The organism is Streptomyces sp. SP18BB07 (assembly GCF_036322545.1).
GTDB classification, from domain to species: domain Bacteria; phylum Actinomycetota; class Actinomycetes; order Streptomycetales; family Streptomycetaceae; genus Streptomyces; species Streptomyces deccanensis.
Genome location: NZ_JAQYWT010000333.1, coordinates 1 through 17618, shown reverse-complemented (window position 1 = coordinate 17618; position 17618 = coordinate 1). Strand labels below are relative to the sequence as shown.

At 73.0% G+C, this 17618-nt stretch carries 15 protein-coding genes and 1 pseudogene; 9 read left to right on the top strand and 7 right to left on the bottom strand.

Annotated features, from left to right (window positions below):
- Positions 1 to 182: 182 nt before the first annotated feature.
- The gene (locus tag PUR53_RS25690; RefSeq protein WP_329894746.1) at positions 183 to 1106 is read right to left on the bottom strand and encodes a helix-turn-helix transcriptional regulator; all 924 of its coding nucleotides are present in this window, start codon (positions 1104 to 1106) and stop codon (positions 183 to 185) included.
- A gap of 135 nt (positions 1107 to 1241) precedes the next feature.
- Here PUR53_RS25690 and PUR53_RS25685 point away from each other — a divergent pair, with 135 nt between their 5' ends.
- Positions 1242 to 2468, top strand: coding sequence for an MFS transporter (locus PUR53_RS25685; RefSeq protein WP_329894747.1), 1227 nt, complete (start codon positions 1242 to 1244; stop codon positions 2466 to 2468).
- Between the two features lie 44 nt (positions 2469 to 2512).
- Entirely contained in the window at positions 2513 to 3556 is a 1044-nt protein-coding gene (locus PUR53_RS25680; RefSeq protein WP_329894748.1) for a zinc-dependent alcohol dehydrogenase family protein, read from the top strand.
- A 49-nt stretch (positions 3557 to 3605) separates the two neighbouring features.
- Here PUR53_RS25680 and PUR53_RS25675 read toward each other — a convergent pair whose 3' ends face one another.
- From PUR53_RS25675 to PUR53_RS25660, 4 genes are read right to left on the bottom strand one after another with little or no spacing between them, the layout of a single operon-like run.
- The gene (locus tag PUR53_RS25675; protein WP_329894749.1) at positions 3606 to 4949 is read right to left on the bottom strand and encodes an AAA domain-containing protein; all 1344 of its coding nucleotides are present in this window, start codon (positions 4947 to 4949) and stop codon (positions 3606 to 3608) included.
- Entirely contained in the window at positions 4946 to 6559 is a 1614-nt protein-coding gene (locus PUR53_RS25670) for a hypothetical protein (protein WP_329909769.1), read from the bottom strand. Before PUR53_RS25670 ends, PUR53_RS25675 begins: the two co-directional genes overlap by 4 nt.
- Positions 6550 to 7758: a hypothetical protein gene (locus tag PUR53_RS25665; protein WP_329909864.1), complete on the bottom strand. Its 1209-nt coding sequence runs from the start codon at positions 7756 to 7758 to the stop codon at positions 6550 to 6552. The genes PUR53_RS25670 and PUR53_RS25665 overlap by 10 nt, the downstream gene beginning before the upstream one ends.
- A complete protein-coding gene (locus PUR53_RS25660) occupies positions 7709 to 8740 on the bottom strand; it encodes a phosphatase PAP2 family protein (protein ID WP_329894751.1) in 1032 nt (343 codons plus the stop codon). The genes PUR53_RS25665 and PUR53_RS25660 overlap by 50 nt, the downstream gene beginning before the upstream one ends.
- Positions 8741 to 8936: 196 nt before the next feature.
- On the opposite strand from PUR53_RS25660, the gene PUR53_RS25655 reads away from it, so the two are divergent.
- Positions 8937 to 9533, top strand: coding sequence for a histidine phosphatase family protein (locus PUR53_RS25655; RefSeq protein ID WP_329894752.1), 597 nt, complete (start codon positions 8937 to 8939; stop codon positions 9531 to 9533).
- A gap of 54 nt (positions 9534 to 9587) precedes the next feature.
- Here the strand turns inward: PUR53_RS25655 and PUR53_RS25650 are convergent, their stop codons facing one another.
- On the bottom strand, positions 9588 to 11099 hold the full coding sequence (locus PUR53_RS25650; protein ID WP_329894753.1) for a hypothetical protein: 1512 nt from the start codon (positions 11097 to 11099) through the stop codon (positions 9588 to 9590).
- Positions 11100 to 11357: 258 nt separating this feature from the next.
- Between PUR53_RS25650 and PUR53_RS25645 the strand changes: the two genes are divergently transcribed.
- Entirely contained in the window at positions 11358 to 11732 is a 375-nt protein-coding gene (locus PUR53_RS25645) for a hypothetical protein (protein WP_329894754.1), read from the top strand.
- 166 nt (positions 11733 to 11898) lie between these two features.
- Positions 11899 to 12771, top strand: a complete 873-nt coding sequence (locus tag PUR53_RS25640) for a spermidine synthase (RefSeq protein WP_329894755.1) — start codon at positions 11899 to 11901, stop codon at positions 12769 to 12771.
- Between the two features lie 24 nt (positions 12772 to 12795).
- Here PUR53_RS25640 and PUR53_RS25635 read toward each other — a convergent pair whose 3' ends face one another.
- On the bottom strand, positions 12796 to 13380 hold the full coding sequence (locus PUR53_RS25635; protein ID WP_329909767.1) for a hypothetical protein: 585 nt from the start codon (positions 13378 to 13380) through the stop codon (positions 12796 to 12798).
- 89 nt (positions 13381 to 13469) lie between these two features.
- On the opposite strand from PUR53_RS25635, the gene PUR53_RS25630 reads away from it, so the two are divergent.
- The 4 genes and pseudogenes from PUR53_RS25630 to PUR53_RS25615 all read left to right on the top strand — a co-directional run.
- Entirely contained in the window at positions 13470 to 14171 is a 702-nt protein-coding gene (locus tag PUR53_RS25630) for a response regulator transcription factor (protein WP_329894757.1), read from the top strand.
- Positions 14172 to 14249: 78 nt separating this feature from the next.
- Entirely contained in the window at positions 14250 to 15677 is a 1428-nt protein-coding gene (locus PUR53_RS25625; RefSeq protein ID WP_329894758.1) for a sensor histidine kinase, read from the top strand.
- Between the two features lie 254 nt (positions 15678 to 15931).
- Entirely contained in the window at positions 15932 to 17242 is a 1311-nt protein-coding gene (locus PUR53_RS25620) for an ABC transporter substrate-binding protein (RefSeq protein WP_329894759.1), read from the top strand.
- 52 nt (positions 17243 to 17294) lie between these two features.
- Positions 17295 to 17618, top strand: a pseudogene (locus PUR53_RS25615) (sugar ABC transporter permease); the annotation flags it as partial.

Sequence of the window (17618 nt, the reverse complement as noted above, 5' to 3'; positions counted from 1 at the left end):
GTTCAGTGGGCCGGTCCCCGGGGGCGTCCCGGGAGGAGGGCCACCGTCCATTCTCTCGTGACCGCGCAAGTGGGCATCGAGCCCAGCCGGCGCCCCACACACCACCCCGCACACACCCACGCCCCCGAAACGCCACGTCCCGAACCCCCCGAGCGCCGTCGGCCCGACGGCGCCGGTGTAGATCAGCGCGGACGGTCGGTGGGCTCGGTGGGCTCGGTGGTGGGGGTGGGCACGGGGGTGGCCGCCAGGCTGGCGAGGAGTTTGAGGCGCTCTTCGGACGTGCTGCCCGGTTCGGCGGTGTAGAGGTTCAGGCTGTGCACGGCTCGCTGCGACACGGGCAGGTCCAGCGACTGGTACGTCAGCTCCAGGTGGCCGACCTCGGGGTGCTGCAGCCGCTTGATGCCCTCGTGGCGCAGACGGACGTCGTGCGCGGCCCACATGGTGCGGAAGTCGGCGCTGACGGTGGACAGTTCGCCGATCAGCTCGCGCAGCACCCGGTCGTGCGGTTCCCGCCCGGCCTCGGCCCGCAGCAACGCGACGGTGGCGGTGGCGCCGCCCTCCCAGTCGACGAAGAAGTCCCGGGAGCCGGGGTCGAGGAAGTGGTAGCGGGCGAAGTTCGGACGGCCGCGTCTGTCGGTGGCGGTGCGGCTGTCGAACATCGGCGCGTGCAGGGCCCGCCCGAGCGCGTTGTGGGCGATGACGTCCAGGCGTCCGTCGCGCACGAAGGCGGCGGACATCGTGATGGAGTCGAGCATCCACTGGGTGCGCGGCGGGACCTCGACGTCCCGGCGGTGGGACGGTGCGCGCCGGGCGGGCCGGGCGGCGCGGGCCAGGTCGAACAGGTAGGTGCGTTCGTCCTCGCTCAGCTCCAGGGCTCGGGCGACCGCGGCCAGGACGTCCTCGGAGACTCCGCTGATGTGGCCCTTCTCCAGGCGGGTGTACCACTCGGTGCTCACCCCGGCGAGCACGGCCACCTCCTCACGCCGCAGCCCCGGGACCCGGCGCCGGGTGCTGGTGGGCAGCCCGGCCTGCTCCGGGGTGATCTTCGCGCGGCGGCTGGCCAGGAAGTCCCGGATCTCGGTGCGGTGGTCGCTTCGGTCATCCATGCGTTTCACGGTAGCCACCCGCTTGCGAGGAGGGAGGTCGAGCTTGTACCCCCCATGAACGCGACCTTCCTCAGGGGTGAGGAAACCGGTCTTCTGGGGGACACGTACCCCGATCACGACCCCGGGAGATCAACCTTGAGTACGCGAGGAGCGACCCTCCACGCCCCCGCCCGGCCACGGACCCCACAGCCTCACCGGACACCGCCCGCCCGGCTTCCGTTCGTCGTCCACGTGCTCGCGCTGGGCACGTTCCTGATGGGCACCACCGAGTTCGTGGTGGCCGGCCTGCTGCCCGAGATCGCGGGAGACCTGCGGGTCGGCGTCGCCCGGACCGGCCTGATGATCACCGTCTTCGCGGTCGGGATGATCGTCGGCGCCCCGCTCATGGCGATGCTCACCTTGCGGTTGCCGAAGCGGCTGACCCTGATGCTCGCCCTGGGTGTCTTCGCCACAGGGCACGTCATCGTCGCCCTCAGCACGAACTTCACGCTGGTTCTGGCGGCCCGTTTCCTGACCGCGATCGCCACCGGGGCGTTCTGGGCGGTGGCCAATGTGGCCGCGGCGCGTGCCGCGGGCCCCGCGGCCAGTACCCGCGCCCTCGGTCTCGTCGGGGCCGGAGCCATGCTCGCCAACGTCGTCGGTGTGCCGCTGGGCGCGTTCGCCGGGCAGCTCATGGGCTGGCGCGGACCGTTCTGGGCGCTCGCGGCCCTCTCCGCGGCGTCCATCGCCCTGATCGCCCGCACCGTCCCGAACGACGACGGCGACCAGCAGGCGGTGTCGATCCGGTCCGAGCTGACCGCGCTGCGCTCCGGCCGCCTGTGGCTGGTGCTGGCGGCCTGCGCCACCACGACCGGCGGTGTCCTGGCGGCGTACTCCTACATCGCGCCCCTGCTGACCGACCGGTCGGCGATCGCCCCCGGCACCGTACCGCTGGTCCTGGCCGGCTTCGGCCTCGGCGCCCTCGCCGGTTCACTCGTCGGAGGCCGACTGGGCGACCGCCGCCCGCACACGGTGACCGTCGTGGCCGCCGCGGGAGCGACCCTCCTGCTCCTCGCGATCTCCCTGCTGGCCGGATACGCCGTGCCCACCATCGTCCTGGTCGCCCTGCTGGGCTTCTTCGGCCTCGGCGCCAACCCGGTGCTGATGGCCCTGGCCGTCCGCTTCGCACGCCAGGCCCCCGTCCTGGCCTCCGTCCTGACCGTCTCGGCGTTCAACCTCGGCACCGCCGTCGGCTCCAGGATCGCCGGCCTCACCCTCGACTCGTCGCTGGGAACCACCGGCCCCGCCGCGGTCGGCACCGCCATCGCCGCCCTCACCCTGATCCCCACCACCGCCCTCGCACTCCTTCGACACCGCCACTGACCCCTCACCACACTCACGCACGATCCGGAAAAGGAGCACCTCCGATGCGCGCAACCCTCCTGTACGGCGCCGGCGACGTCCGCGTCGAGAACGTCCCCGACCCCGTCGTCAAGCACCCCACCGACGCCCTGGTCCGTATCACCGCCTCCTGCGTCTGCGGCAGCGACCTGTGGCCCTACGGCTCGCACAAGCCGGAGGACGGGCCCGCGAGGATGGGCCACGAGTTCATCGGCGTCGTCGAGGACACCGGCTCGGAGGTGACCACCGTCAAGCCCGGCGACCTGGTCGTCGCCCCCTTCGCCATCTCCGACAACACCTGCGCGTTCTGCCGTGAGGGCCTGCACACCTCCTGCGCCCACGCCCAGGCCAACTTCTGGGACGGCGAAGCCGAGGAGGGCGGCCAGGCCGAGGCGATCCGCGTCCCGCTCGCCGACGGCACCCTCGTCAAGCTCCCCGTCGCCGCCGACTCCGCCCTGATCCCGTCCCTGCTGACGCTCTCGGACGTCTTCGGCACGGGCCACCACGCCGCCGTGGCGGGCGGTGTGAACGAGCGCACCCGGGTGGCCGTGATCGGTGACGGCGCGGTCGGCCTGCTGGGGGTGCTGTCGGCCAAGCGCCTGGGCGCCGAACAGATCATCCTGATGGGCCGTCACCAGGCCCGCACCGACCTCGGCCGCGAGTTCGGCGCCACCGACGTCGTCTCCGCCCGCGGCGACGAAGGCATCGAGGCCGTCCGTGAGCTGACCGGCGGGCACGGCACGCACGTCGTCCTGGAGTGCGTCGGCAACAGGCCCGCCTACGAGCAGGCCGTCGGCATCGTCCGACCCGGCGGCGTCATCAGCCGCGTCGGCGTCCCGCAGTACGAGGAGGCACCGATCGGCTTCGGTAGCCTCTTCCGCCACAACATCCGGCTCGCCGGCGGACCGGCTCCGGTCCGCGCCTACATCGAGGAGCTGATGCCCGACATCCTCGACGGCACCATCGAGCCCGGGAAGGTCTTCGACGCCACCACCGACCTCGACGGCGTCCCGGCCGGCTACCAGGACATGGCCGACCGCAAGAGCCTGAAGGTCCTCATCAAGCCCTGAACCCGGACATCGGTGGGGGTGCGGCGCAGGCCGTACCCCCACCCCGCCGTCAAGGCGCCCATCCCACCCGATGCTCCGCCAGCGTCGCCAGCACCGCGTGGTTCGCCTCCCAGCCGTCCGGGAACTTCACGGTCACGCCCAGCTGGACCGGCTCGGTGGACGGATGGTCGTCGAGCAGGTCGGTGACGCCCGCCCGGCACACCACGATGCAGGCGTGCCGGTGCCGGGAGGCGAGGACGCACAGCCGTCCGGTCTCCAGGTGGAACGCCGTCGCGTCGGGGCGCCCGGAGAGCGGATGGAGGACGACCGTCACGTCGTACTCCCGGCCCTGCAGCCGGTTCGCCGTGTCGACCACCACGTCCGCGACCCCCAGCTCCGCCAGCGCGGCGCGCACCGCCGCGGCCTGGTCGCGATGGGCCGTGCCGACGGCGATCCGGTCGGCGGTCAGCGGCACGGGCTCCTCGGAACGCTCCGAGGTCGCCGCCCCGCCCCGGTCGAGGAGCCGCCGTACGACCTGCGCCACGGCCCGCACCGCCTCGGGGTCCGTGCGGGGTGTGTGCCGGGCCGGCAGCTCCAGCAGCCCCCACCCCGACTCGGCGGCCTCGTCGATGACCCGGTCCGGGCCGGAGCCGTCCGACGGCACCGCGAACCCGAGCCGCCGGTCCCCGTGGTCCGTGCCGCTGCGGAAGGGCGTGAAGGGATAGAACGCGTCGGAGACCAGGGGCGCCGCCGACGCCGGGAGCCGCCACGACACCGGCAGCCGGTGCTGCGGCAGCTCGGGGTTGTGGGCCAGCAGCGTCGTCACCGCCGAGGCCGACGGGTCGTACGACAGCCCCGCCCACTGCTCGCTGCCCACGATCGCGAACGGGTCCAGCTGCCCCGGGTCACCCACGAACAGCGCGCGCTCGAACAGCCCCGCCACGGCCAGCAGCGCGTCCGACCGCATCTGGTACGCCTCGTCGACGATCGCGTGCCGCCACGGCTCGACGCCCTTGACGTGCGCCCACTTCGCGGCCGTGGAGATCACCACGTCCAGCCCGGCCAGATCGGCCGCCTTCGTCGACTTCCGTACGTTCGGCAGGGCGTCCAGCGCCTTGTCGTACGGGTCGCTGTCGCTGCTGTGCAACCGGCCGACCGGGAGTTCCGGGTCCTTCTCGGCGAGCCGGATCACCAGGTCGTCCACCTGCGCGTTCGTCTGCGCGATGACCATCAACGGGCGCCCGGCGGAGGCGAGTTCGAGCGCGGCGCGCACCACGAGCGTCGACTTCCCGGCACCGGGCGGCGAGTCGACGACGACACCGCGCGCGTCGCCGTGCAGCGTGTCGCGCAGGATGGCGTCGGTGGCGCGGCCGGCCGCCGCCCCCGGGTCGAGCACGGCCTCGGCGGGGGTCATAGGACGTCCTCCTCGGTCACCGGGTCCGGCAGGGGTACGGCGTCGGGCTCACCCGGCGGCCCGCCGTGCGTCCACGGTGTCTCCTCCGGGTCGGGCAGCTTCGCCCCGCCCCGCTGGTCGTGTTCGAACAGGGTGAAGCAGAGCACGTCCCCCTTCTCGGGGACCGACCCCACCTCCGGCTCCTTGCCCCGCCCCATCTTGTCCATGATCCGCAGCACCAGCAGGCTCTCGCGTCCGTCGGCCGCCTCGCCCGGCTCGTGCCCCACGAACTCCGCCGTCTGCGGCTTCCCGCCCAGCGAGCGGTACACCTTCGCGCGCTCCCCGAGATGCGGCCGGTCCCGCGTCGCCACGGTGACCAGGGGCCGGGGGCTCGGCCGCTTGCCCTCGCTGTACGCCATCACCACGTCCACGACCTCACCGACGAACGCCTCACCGGACAGCCGTCGCCCGGCCATCACGAGGGGGTCGTCCAGGGCCTCCTGGGCGTCGAGGCGGGCCTGTTCACGCTCGCGCGCGGCCAGCTTGTTCGCGGCGGTGACCGCGTCGTCGACGCGCGGCTGCGGGGGCTCCCCGGCGACGATCCGGTCCCGGTGGCCGGTGAAGGACCAGCGGTCGCGGGTCCACCGGTCGGCCGCGTGGGCGCCCTCCGGCAGGGCGCGCAGCAGATCCAGGCCGTGCCAGACCGCGTCCCAGGTGGGCCGGGTGCGGCTCTCCACCAGGTCGCGGATCTCCTGCTCGGCGGTGGTCAGCGCACCCAGCCGGTCGTCGGCCTCCAGGCCGTCCTCGGCGGCGGCCAGCGCGAGCCGCGCCCGGTCGTACCGCTCGACGGCCGGGGCCAGCAGCTTGTTGTCGAACGCCGGATCGGTCGCGGGTCCGGCGGGCGGGCACAGCAACTGGCCCTCGGCGTCCCGCGCCAGCTCGGCCCGCCGCGCCGCCGCCTCGCCCGACTCCCCCTCCGGCGGGTCGATCCAGGCGAGCAGCGACCCCAGATGCTGGTCCTCCACCCCGGACTGGCCGGTGGCCCAGTGCTTCGACAGCAGGTCGGTGAGGGCGAGCAGCAGCGAGGAGCCCGGCACCCGCGCGCGCTCCCCGAAGTGCGTGAGCCACCGCCCGAGCAACGGCACCCGCGGCGGCGCCGGATGGGGTGCCTCCGGGTCCTGCTCGGCGGTGCGCCGGAACCGCATGGAGCGCCCGAGGAGCCGTACGAAGTCGATGCCCGTCCGGCTCGGCAGGATCAACTGCGGGGCGTCCGCGCACAGTTCGACCTCGACCTTGACGCGTTTGCCGGTCTCTGGGTCGGTCTCGTTGCGCTCGGCGGCCTCCACCATGTCGGCGTAGCCGTCCACGTAGGGCAGGACGATGTCCGCCAGTTCGGCGAGGAACGCGAAGCGCAGGTCACGGTCGCGGGGCTGGGGCACCACCAGCAGCCGGGGCGCGTCCCGGTCGGTGCCGACGAGCGCACCGAGCGGGGCCCCGGCCTCACCGGCGGTGATGAGGGGCACGAGGACGAGGGGGTGGGCGGAGAGATGCCGGTGCAGGACGGTGGCGGCGGGCTGGGCGCGGCCCGTGCTGACGGCTTCGAGACGGGCGAGGGTGGCGATCAGCGACACGGAACCCCCTCCGGCGCCGGGCCGGGAAGGGTGGCCGGCGCCGGGGGCGGGCCGGCGGTGCCGAGCCCGGCGGCTCCCAGCGCCTCCGCCCGTAGCTCCGCCGCTCTGCGCAGCGCGGCCACGGCCGGGTCGTCCGGGTCGCCGGCGTGGCCGTGGGCCGCCGCCAGGACGTCGTCGACGGTCGTGAGGCCGCCCAGCTCCGCCCGTGCGGCCCGGCCCAGGGAGGTCACCGCGCCCTCCGTGCGGGAGCGGGCCCGGCAGTGGAAGGCCAGCTCGCATGCGGCGAGGCACTCGGGGGCGTAGGTCGCGGACAGGGCCTCGACGGCCGTCGTCAGCTGCTCCCGGGGCAGGTCCGGGGCGAAACAGGTGCCCTCGGGGAGGTCGTCCGCGATCTCCTCGATGCGGGTCAGCCGGGTCAACTGGCGCCGGGTGACCGCCCGTTGCTTGCGGATGTCCACCGCCGCGGCCGTCGGGAGGTTGGTGAAGTCCTTGGGGCAGACCAGCAGCACCCGGTGGCGGACCTCCGGCGCGGGGGCGCCGCCGCGGGCCTCGCCGCCGAGCCGGGCGGCGACCTCCTCCAGCGCCAGCACGTACACCGCGGACTGGCGGGCGGCGGCGCCCACCTTCGCCGGGTCCGCCGAACCGTCCAGCATCGGGAAGGACTTGATCTCGACGACCGACCAGGTGCCGTCCGGGTGGACCACCACCGCGTCCGGCTCCAGGAACGCGGGGGAGCCAGCGACGTCGAGCGCGAGCATGGGGTGGTCGAGCAGGGTCCAGCCGCCGGCGTCCGTGGCCTCGCGCAGCGCCAGCGCCGTACGGGCGGCGCGGCCCTCGGGGCCGACGGCGGCGAGGTCGGGGACCGAGGCCGAGGCCGGCGGCTCGGCACCGGGGTCCAGTCTCTCGTGGACCAGCCGCAGCAGTTCGGCGCCGCCGTCCGCCTTGACCCGGGCCTCGAAGGCGTTGCCCCGCATGAACGCGAACTGGGACTGGCCGAACGCGGAGGGCGAGCCGAGCGCACCCGCCAGGACCGCCTTGTTCACCCCCGCCCCGTCCAGCAGCGCGCGGCGCTCACAGCCCGGGTTGGCCGCGAGCGCGGCGAGGGCGCGCGCGTCCAGCGCCTTGGGTGGGACCTCGGGTCCGCGCAGCTCAGCGAGCCGCTGCCGCAGCGCCGTCCCCTGCTTCCGAGGGGGCGGCACCCGGCTCGGGTTCGATGATCCGCTGCCGTGGAATTCGCTCACCCGGGGAAGTCTGGCACTCACCACTGACAATTGGGGAAATGGAGGCCCGAGAGGCGGCCGTGACCGCGGCGGCGGGTGCCTCCACGGGCCGTCGGCCGCCGCCGTCGAACAGGCCCGCGGCCGTCGTGCCGAGGCCGAGGGAGGCCCGCCACTGGTCCGCGAGTCGCAGCACCAGCGGGGTCAGCAGCAGGCCCGCCCCCATCACGGCGGCGCCCGCCACCGCGTCGAGGAAGTAGTGGTTCGCGGTGCCCATCACGACGATCGTGGTGATCAGCGGATACGCGACGGCCGCGATCCGCACGAGCGGTGAGCCCCCCGCGAAGCGCCACAGGATCACCCCGCACCACAGGGCCCAGCCGACGTGCAGGCTCGGCATCGCCGCGTACTGGTTGGTCATGCCACCCAGGCCCCGGGGCGCGCTGGCCTCGCCGCCCCACCAGCCCCACGCGCTGTAGTGGGCCATCGTGTCGACGAAGCCGTGGGAGGGGTCGAGCAGCCGGGGCGGGCAGGTGGGCAGCAGGGTGAAGCCGATCAGGCCGATGAAGGTGGAGGTCAGCAGCCAGGTGCGGGCCGCACGGTAGCGCACGGTGCGGGACCGGAAGAGCCAGACCAGGAGCGCGGGGGTGACCAGGTAGTGCAGCGAGGCGTACCAGAAGTCGGCGGGTATCCCGATCCAGGGTTCACGGGTGAACAGACGGTTCAGCGGATGCTCGGCGTTGAGCCGGAACGCCTTCTCGATCCGCAGGATCGCCAGACCGTGCTCGACGGCGTGGGAGGTGTCGCCGCGGGCGAGCAGCCGGCCTGCCGAGTACGCCCCGTACACCAGCAGGATCAGCGGCAGCTCGGTCCACCAGCGGAGCCGCGTGCCAGGCGCCCCCTCGGTAACCGGTGCGCCGGTCGTTCTGGTGGCCGGTGCCTCGGTCGCCTCGGTCTGCGGCATCCGAACGTCCTCCCCCGTCTGTGCGCGTCGACGCGTCGATGTTCATCTGTGTGTGGTGCTGGTGTGGCCCTTGAGCAAGACGATGTCCAAGACGCTGGGATCGCCTGTCGGGTTGCCCCACGACAGCGTGAGCGATGATGGGAGCATCCGCCTCCCATTTCTCCCTTCTCGCAGAAGGCCCCCGGAAAGGTCGCTCATGGCACCGCGCATCCTGCTGGCCCGGCACGGACAGACGGAATGGTCCCTGCTCGGAAAGCACACCGGCAGGACGGACATCCCGCTCCTCGAAGAGGGCCGGCGCGGCGCGAAGCTCCTCGGGGAGCGTCTGCACCGGCCGCCCCTGCACGGGCTGCCCGGTGTCGACGTCCGGACGAGTCCCCTCTCCCGCGCGCGTGAGACGTGCGATCTGGCCGGCTTCGGCGACCGCGCCACCGAGTGGGACACGCTCATGGAGGTCGACTACGGGGCGTACGAGGGGCTCACCCCGGCCGAGATCCAGGCCTTCCGGCCGGGCTGGCTGATGTGGCGCGACGGCGTTCCCGAGGGGGAGACGCTTCAGCAGCTCGCCGCGCGCGCGGACGAGGTGGTGGCGTGGGCGCGGAGCGAGGACCGCGATGTGCTGGTCTTCGCCCACGGCCACGTCCTGCGGTCCATAGCCGCCCGCTGGCTGGGACTCGACCTCGGCTTCGCCGCCCGCGTCCGCCTCAACCCGACGTCCCTGTCGGTCCTCGGCTGGGCCTACGGCGACCCGGCGATCGAGTCCTGGAACGACACGGGGCACCTGGCGGGCTGAGCCCGGGGCGGGACCCCGGGGCGGGAGACCGGGGACCGGGCCGGGCGCCTGCGGCTACGCGCTCCGCGCGACCCCCGCGTGCCGTTCCAGGAACGCCGACACCCCCGACGCCCGCCGGTGCGGCAGCAGCACCCGTGCCGTACCGGCCAGCATCTGCTGGACGCGGGAGGACTGGACCTCGTCGAGGAGGTCGAGGACCCGCATACCGGCGGCCGCGGCCTCGTCGGGACGCCCCCCGCGCGCGAGGTCGTCCGCCAGCTCGGCGGTGTAGAGCGCGATGTTCCGGGTGAAGTGCGGGTTCTGCAGACCGGCCGCCCGGCGCGCGTGCCGGGCCGCCCGGGGCCAGTCGCCCAGCGTGGACCAGCACTGCGCCTCCAGGCCCTCCAGCTCGGCCTCCCCGTAGAAGCTCATCCACTCCGGGTCGGCCTCAGCGGCCCCCCGCCCGAACAGGGCGTGCGCGCGGGCCAGCGCCTGCGCGCACCCGGTGCGGTCCGCGAGCCCGGCCCAGCCGCCCGCCTCCCGCAGCGCCAGCAAGGACATCAGCCGGGGTGATCCCAGCGGCCGGGCGACCCGCTGCGCGGCCTGCGCCGCCCGTACTGCCTCGCGCGGCCGGCCCGCGTCCCGCGCGAGGAACGCCGTGTTGCAGAACGCGTGCGCCTCCAGACCCGGGTCCCCGGACATCCGGGCCGTGGCGAGCGCCTCCGCGTAGTGCGAGCGGGCGTCGTCGAACCGCCCCGAGTCATGGGCCAGCCAGCCCACGGAGATGGCCAGTTCGCCAGCCCCCGCGTACAGCCGGTCGGCGGTGGCCTGCCGGGTGGTGCCCGCGTCGAGCAGTGCGTACGCGGCCCGCAACGGCGCCGAGGCCCTGCGGTACAGCCCGTCCGCCCCGTGCCGGTCGTCGAGCAGCCGGATCTTGCGTACGGCCGCTTCGAGGGCCCCCGCCTCGCCCGTGCCCGCCCGGTGCACGGGCCGGGTCGTGGCCGAGGCCGCGCCACCGAGGGCGAAGGGGCCGAAGGAGGCGGCCGCCATCGCGGCGGTGCCTCCGGTCATGAACGCGCGACGCTGCACGTCGCTCTCCTCGTCGTTCTGGTACGCCTGGTGCGTGCCCCGCCGGCCGCGCACGTAGCCCGTGTCGCCCCGCGGATCCTGCATGTCGTACATCTCTTGCGTGTCATACGGCTCGTACGCCCCTTCCGTCTCACCCCCCCTTCCGTATGAGGAGTGCGAGCGGCTCTTGTTGCGAGGGGAGGGCGCCTCGTCGGCGGGGCGCGCCCCCCGACCGCGTACCTCCGCGCGGGGCGCGAAACCCAGGTCGGTCAGCGATCGGCCGGGAAACATATGCAGGAACACCCGTTCGTACGCGTAGTTGGGGCAGCGGATCTCGCCCGCCTCGACCCGTCCGACGTACCGCGCGTCACAGCTCACCCGCTCGCCGATCTCACGCGCGGCCCGCCGTACCGCAGCGGCGAACTCGCCCGGCGAACGCTGCCCGCGCAGCTGCCTGAAGACGAGATTCGGCCGTTGGGGACGGGGGGACTGGGACGAGGTCACCGATGACGACGTCATGGCCGGGCCCTCTCTCGCGAACCGTCGAACCATGCCGGATTCAGTAAGACTTGTATGCGTGCTGCACGGTTGGTTCCGCTGTGTCCGGCGGGGCAAGAACGTACCCGCCCCCTCGGGGCCCCCGCGCGAGGTTTGGCTACAAACCGGATATCTCATCCACGATCTGCCATGAACTGCCATCCTTTGCGGCGCAGTTCCGCCGTAGCCGTTGACGGGGCGGCGCGTTGGGCAGGGCGCTGGTAGGCGTGGGAGGCCCGGATGAAGAACCTCGAACCCCGTTCCGATTGCGACCTGGTGACCGTGCCCACGCGGCAGGGGCTGGAGGCGGTGGACATCCTCCGTCGGGGCGCCCTCGACGCGGTGGGGCCCGTCATGACGGTCGGTCCCGTGCTGCACGACGACACGCGTGACACGCTCGGCTTCCTGGTGCCGTCCGGTACGGCGGACGCGTGGGACGTGCCGGGGAGCACGTGCACGCAGAGCGACGGGCGGGGGGCCGTGCTGGCTCCTCCGGAGGGGGCGGGCTGGTTGTTGCCGCCGGGGGAGGCGGACCTCGCGACCGATCCGACGGTGCTGCGGGCTGCGCTGGGCGAGGCGGCGCGGTTGATCGAGGCGGCGGACAACTGCCGTTGATTTCGGCGCCGGTCGCCGTAGGGGGTCCGTTCGCCGGCGGGTGCGGGTTGGTCGTGGCTTGTCGCGCCCCCGCGGCGGAGCCGCACAGTGACACAGCCCCGCGCCCCTGAAGGGGCGCTTCCGGCGGCCGGCGCGTACAGGGTGTCCCGCGTCCGATAATGGGTTCATGGGCAGGTCGAAGAAGGGGCGCGGGCGGCGTGGGCAGGATGTCGACGCCGTGGTCGAGGAGGTCGACGGGGGGCTCGCCGAGCTGCTTCCCGATCGGGAGCGGGCCCGGGCCTGGACGCTGCTGGTCGACGGGGCGCCGCAGTCGCACGTCGATCTCGACGATCCGGCGTATCTGTCCTTCGAGTACCAGCGGCGGCTCGGGCATGTGATCGATCTGGTCGCCCCGGCCGGACGGCCCGTGCACGCCGTGCACCTCGGCGGAGGCGCCTTCACCCTCGCCCGGTACGTCGCCGCCACCCGCCCCCGCTCCACCCAGCAGGTCGTCGAGCGCGACGCGGCCCTCGTCCAACTCGTCCGGCGGGAGCTGCCGTTGGACCCGAACGCACGGGTACGGGTGCGCTCGACCGATGCGCGCGAGGGGCTCGCGAAGGTGCCCGACGGCTGGGCGGACCTGGTGATCGCCGACGTGTTCAGCGCGGCGCGCACCCCGGCGCACCTGACGTCGACGGAGTTCCTCACGGACGTACGGCGGGTGGTGAAGCCCGGCGGTTGCTACGCCGCCAACCTCGCCGACGGCCCGCCCCTGGCCCATCTGCGCGCCCAGATCGCCACCGCGGCCGTCGTCTTCCCCGAACTGGCGCTGGTCGCCGACCCGACCGTGCTGCGGGGCAAACGATTCGGCAACGCGGTGCTCGTCGCCTCCGACCGACCGCTCCCCCTCGCCGAGCTGACCCGCCGCGCCGCCTCCGACCCGCACCCCGGTCGCGTCGAACACGGCCGCGCGCTCACCGACTTCACGGGCGGAGCGGTGCCGGTGACGGACGCGGCGGCGACCGCCTCACCGGCGCCCCCTTCGTCGGTGTTCCGCTGAGCGGACCGCCCCCCCCCGACACCCTCAGAAGTTCTGGACGTCCACCCGGGGCGCGCTGTCGTGCCAGGTACAGAACACCGACACCCGGTCCGCACCGGCGGCGAAGTCGACCCGGATCCACGTCTCGGTCTTCCACACCTGCATCGACCAACCCGAGCCGGGCGTCGCGGACACGAGGGTCGCGTACTCCTCGCCGACGGAGAAGACCACCCGGCCGCCCTCGGTGTCGTAGGCCTTGACCTCACCGGCGTCGGCCGAGTCACCCGGGTCGGCCGGGGCGCCGGTGCCCGGACGGGGGCTGGACTCGGCGGACTTGGAGGGTTCGGACGGGGTCGGCGACGGCTCGTCGTCGCCGTTCTTGCCGTTCTCCTTGTCGCCGTCCTTCTGCTCCCCGGCGCTCCGCGACGGTTCCGGGAGCGCTGTCGGCGTGATCGGCGCGGGCACGCCCTGGGCCTGCGCGTCGGCGGCCGTGATGGGCAGGGCCCGGGGCGGGTCGTAGGCGGTGCCGGCCAGCACCGTGTGGACGCCCCACCACGTCAGCGTGACCGCCGCGCCCGTGGCGAGCAGCCAGGCCAGTAGGTGGAGGATTCCTCTGCGCATCGCGGCCATACTGCCCCACGAGCCCCGCTGGTGTCGTGGTCGGAGGAGTTATCCACAGGCCCCGACCGGCCTCTGCCGTTTGGCGTACGGTGCGGCGCATGGCAAGTGTGCTCGTGGTCGAGGACGACCAGTTCGTACGCTCGGCGCTGATCAGGCATCTGACGGACGCCGCCCACACCGTGCGCAGCGTCGGTACGGCGCTGGAGGCGCTGCGCGAGGTCGCGCATGTCCGCTTCGACGTGGTCATCCTCGACCTCGGGCTGCCCGACCTCGACGGCTCGGAGGCACTGAAGATGCTGCGCGGCATCACGGACGTCCCGGTGATCATCGCGACCGCGCGGGACGACGAGTCGGAGATAGTCCGGCTGCTGAACGCGGGCGCGGACGACTACTTGACCAAGCCGTTCTCCGTCGAGCACCTGGCCGCCCGGATGGCGGCCGTGCTGCGCCGCTCCCGCGCCTCGGGCGGCGAGGCGCCGTCCACGGTGATCCGGGTCGGCGGCCTCGCGATCGACCCGCTGCGGCGCCAGGCCGAGCTGGACGGCGTCCGACTCGACCTCACCCGGCGAGAGTTCGACCTGCTCGCGTTCCTCGCCGGCCGGCCCGGTGTGGTCGTCGCGCGCAAGGAGCTGCTGGCGGAGGTGTGGCAGCAGTCGTACGGCGACGACCAGACCATCGACGTGCATCTGTCCTGGCTGCGCCGGAAGTTGGGGGAGACGGCGGCGCGACCCCGCTATCTGCACACCCTCCGGGGCGTCGGCGTGAAGCTGGAGCCACCGGCGCCGGGGGCCCGGCGATGAGGTGGGCGCCGGTCGGGGCGTGCGGGGTGGTGCGGCGATGAGGTGGGCGCCGGTCGGGGCGTGCGGGGTGGTGCGGTCATGAGGTGGGCGCTGGTCAAGGTGTGCCTGGCGGTGACGGCCATGGTCGTGGTGGCCTTCGCGGTGCCGCTCGGGCTGGTCGTCAAGGAGATGGCGCGGGACCGGGCGTTCTCGGGCGCCGAGCGGGAGGCGGCCGCGATCGCCCCGGCGCTCTCCATCACCACCGACCGGGAGCAGTTGGAGCGGGTCGTCGCCGCGGCCGGGTCGGACGACGGGATGGCGGTGCACCTGCCGGCGGACGGCGCGGGGACCGCCCCGCTCGACCTGGGCCGACGGCGCGCCTCCGACGAGGACATCGCGGCCGTGCGGAAGCTGGGCCGCGCCTCCACCACCGAGGTGCCGGGCGGGTCGACGCTGCTGCAGCCCACCGCGCTCAGCTCCGGTGAGATAGCGGTCGTCGAGGTGTATGTGCCCGAGTCGGAGGTGAGCAACGGGGTCGCCACGGCGTGGGCGGTGCTCGCCGGGGTGGGCGCGCTGCTGATCGTCGGCTCGGTCGCGGTGGCCGACCGGCTCGGGGTGCGGATGGTCCGGCCCGCGCGGCGGTTGGTCGAGAGCGCGCGGGAACTGGGGGAGGGGCAGCTGGGCGCGCGGGTGCCGGAGAAGGGGCCGAAGGAGCTGCGGCTGGCGGCGGTGGCGTTCAACGCGATGGCGGACCAGGTGGTGCGGTTGCTGGCGAACGAACGGGAGCTGGCGGCGGACCTGTCGCACCGGCTGCGCACACCGCTGACCGTGCTGCGGCTCAACGCGGCCTCCCTCGGTGACGGGCCGGCCGCCGAACAGACGCGGGCGGCGGTCGAGCAGCTGGAGCGGGAGGTCGACACGATCATCCGCACGGCACGGGAGGCGAAGCCGCAGACGGCGGTGGCGGGGCCCGGCGCCGGGTGCGACGCGGCCGAGGTGGTCCGGGAGCGGATGGCGTTCTGGTCGGCGCTCGCCGAGGACGAGGGCCGCAAGTGGCGGGTGGCCGGGGTCGAGCGCCCGGTCCGCATACCCGTGGCCCGGGCCGACCTGGCCGCCGCGCTGGACGCCCTGCTCGGCAATGTCTTCCGGCACACGGGGGAGGGCACGGCGTTCGCGGTCGACGTTCACAACGGCGAGGACGCGGTGATCGTTCTCGTCTCCGACGCCGGTCCGGGCATCGCCGATCCCGAGGCGGCGATGGCCCGGGGCCGGGGCTCCGGCAGCGACGGCTCGACCGGTCTGGGCCTCGACATCGTGCGCCGCCTCGCCGAGTCGACCGGCGGCGATGTGCGCATCGGGTCGTCGGTGCTGGGCGGGACCGAGGTGCGGATCTGGATCCAGCTGAACGGCGGCGGCGCGACGGACGGCAGGGCCGCGGGACGGAAGGGACACCGGGGCGCTTCCATACGCCGGCGCAAACACACCGGGGCCCTCTCCGCCCTCGGGCGGTCACGCACGTCGTCGTGATCGGGCTTGTGCGGTGGCCGTGTCCCGTATGAGAGTGCATGTCCGTGAGTGATGTGGCTCACGTGTGTGACGGTCACGTTTCGACAACCAGGGATTACGTTTCAACAAAGGGGGACAAGAAGTCTTGACTCATGACATGACATAGAGCTGTTATGGCGGCCACCGTGTTCGGTCGAGTTGGTTTCTGATTGTTTTCGATCAGTAGCCGGCGAGGGCCATTGAGACCGAACCACCTGTCCCCCAGGGAGCCGTACATGCATCTCACACCTTCCGGTCTCTCCGTCCCCGGCACGAGCCGCCGCACCCTGCTGCGCGGCATAGGCGGGGCCGCGGCACTCGGCGCTGGAGTCCCCCTGCTCAGCGCCTGCGGAGGCAGCGGCAGCAGCGCCGGTGACTCGAAGACCGTCACCGTCGGCTCCAACGCGTCGGACGCGGTGCCGAAGAAGGCGTTCGCCGAGATCTACGCGGCCTTCAAGAAGCAGTCCGGGCTCACGGTCGACGTGAACACCAAGGACCACAACACGTTCCAGGAGCAGATCAACTCCTACCTGCAGGGCACGCCGGACGACGTGTTCCACTGGTTCGCGGGCTACCGCGCGCAGTTCTTCGCGGCCAAGGGACTGGCCACCTCGATCGACGAGGTGTGGGACAAGATCGGCGGCAACTTCCCCGAGGCGATGAAGGGCCTCAGCAAGGGCGAGGACGGCAAGTACTACTTCGTGCCGCTGTACACGTACCCCTGGGCGCTCTTCTACCGCAAGAGCGTCTTCCAGGAGAAGGGCTACGAGGTTCCCACCACGTGGGACCAGCTGATGGCCCTGTGCAAGCAGATGCAGAAGGACAAGCTCGTCCCGATCGCGTTCGGCGACAAGGACGCCTGGCCGGCGCTCGGCACCTTCGACCAGATCAACTTCCGCACCAACGGCTACGACTTCCACGTCGAGCTGATGGCGGGCAAGGCGTCGTGGACGGACGCCAAGGTGCGCAAGGTCTTCGACCTGTGGGCGGAGCTGCTGCCGTACCACCAGGAGGGCGCCGTCGGTCGCACCTGGCAGGACGCCGCGCAGACCCTGGCGTCGAAGAAGGCGGGCATGTACCTGCTGGGCACCTTCGTGGGCCAGCAGTTCACCAACAAGGCCGACCTGGACGACCTCGACTTCTTCGCCTTCCCGGAGATCGACCCGGCGTACGGCCAGGACACCGTCGAGGCCCCCACCGACGGCTTCATGATGAGCAAGGCCCCGAAGAACAAGGCCGGCGCCGTCAAGCTCATGGAGTTCCTCGGCACCCCCGAGGCGGAGCAGATCTACCTCAAGGCCGACCCGAACGTGGTGGCCGCCTCCACCAAGGCCGACACCTCCGCGTACTCGCCGCTGCAGAAGAAGGCGTACGAGATGATCTCGAACGCCAAGAGCCTCACCCAGTTCATGGACCGGGACAGTCGCCCCGACTTCACCTCCACGGTGATGCAGCCGGCGCTGCAGAAGTTCATCCGCGACCCCAAGGGCGTCGACAGCCTGCTCTCGTCCATCGAGCGGCAGAAGAAGACGATCTTCGCGTCCTGACGACCGACCGTCCTGACGATCGACCGTCCTCACGACTGGATGACCTCCTGACATGACGACCACCCCCACCGAGAGCCCGGAGGCGGCCACGCCGCCTCCGGGCTCCGGCCCTGCCGCAAAGACCTCCACGACCGCCACCAAGGTGCCCCAGGGGCACCGGCGGCTCCTCACCCGCCGGGACAGGCTGACGCTGGGTCTGATGGCGGGTCTGCCGACGATCCTGCACGTCGCCCTCGTCTGGGTGACGGCCCTGGCGTCGATCCTGCTGGCCTTCACCACCTGGGACGGCATCGGCTTCGACTCCATCAAGTGGGTCGGGCTGCACAACTTCACGGAACTGTTCACCAACAACCCGCAGTTCTGGCCCGCCGTCGAG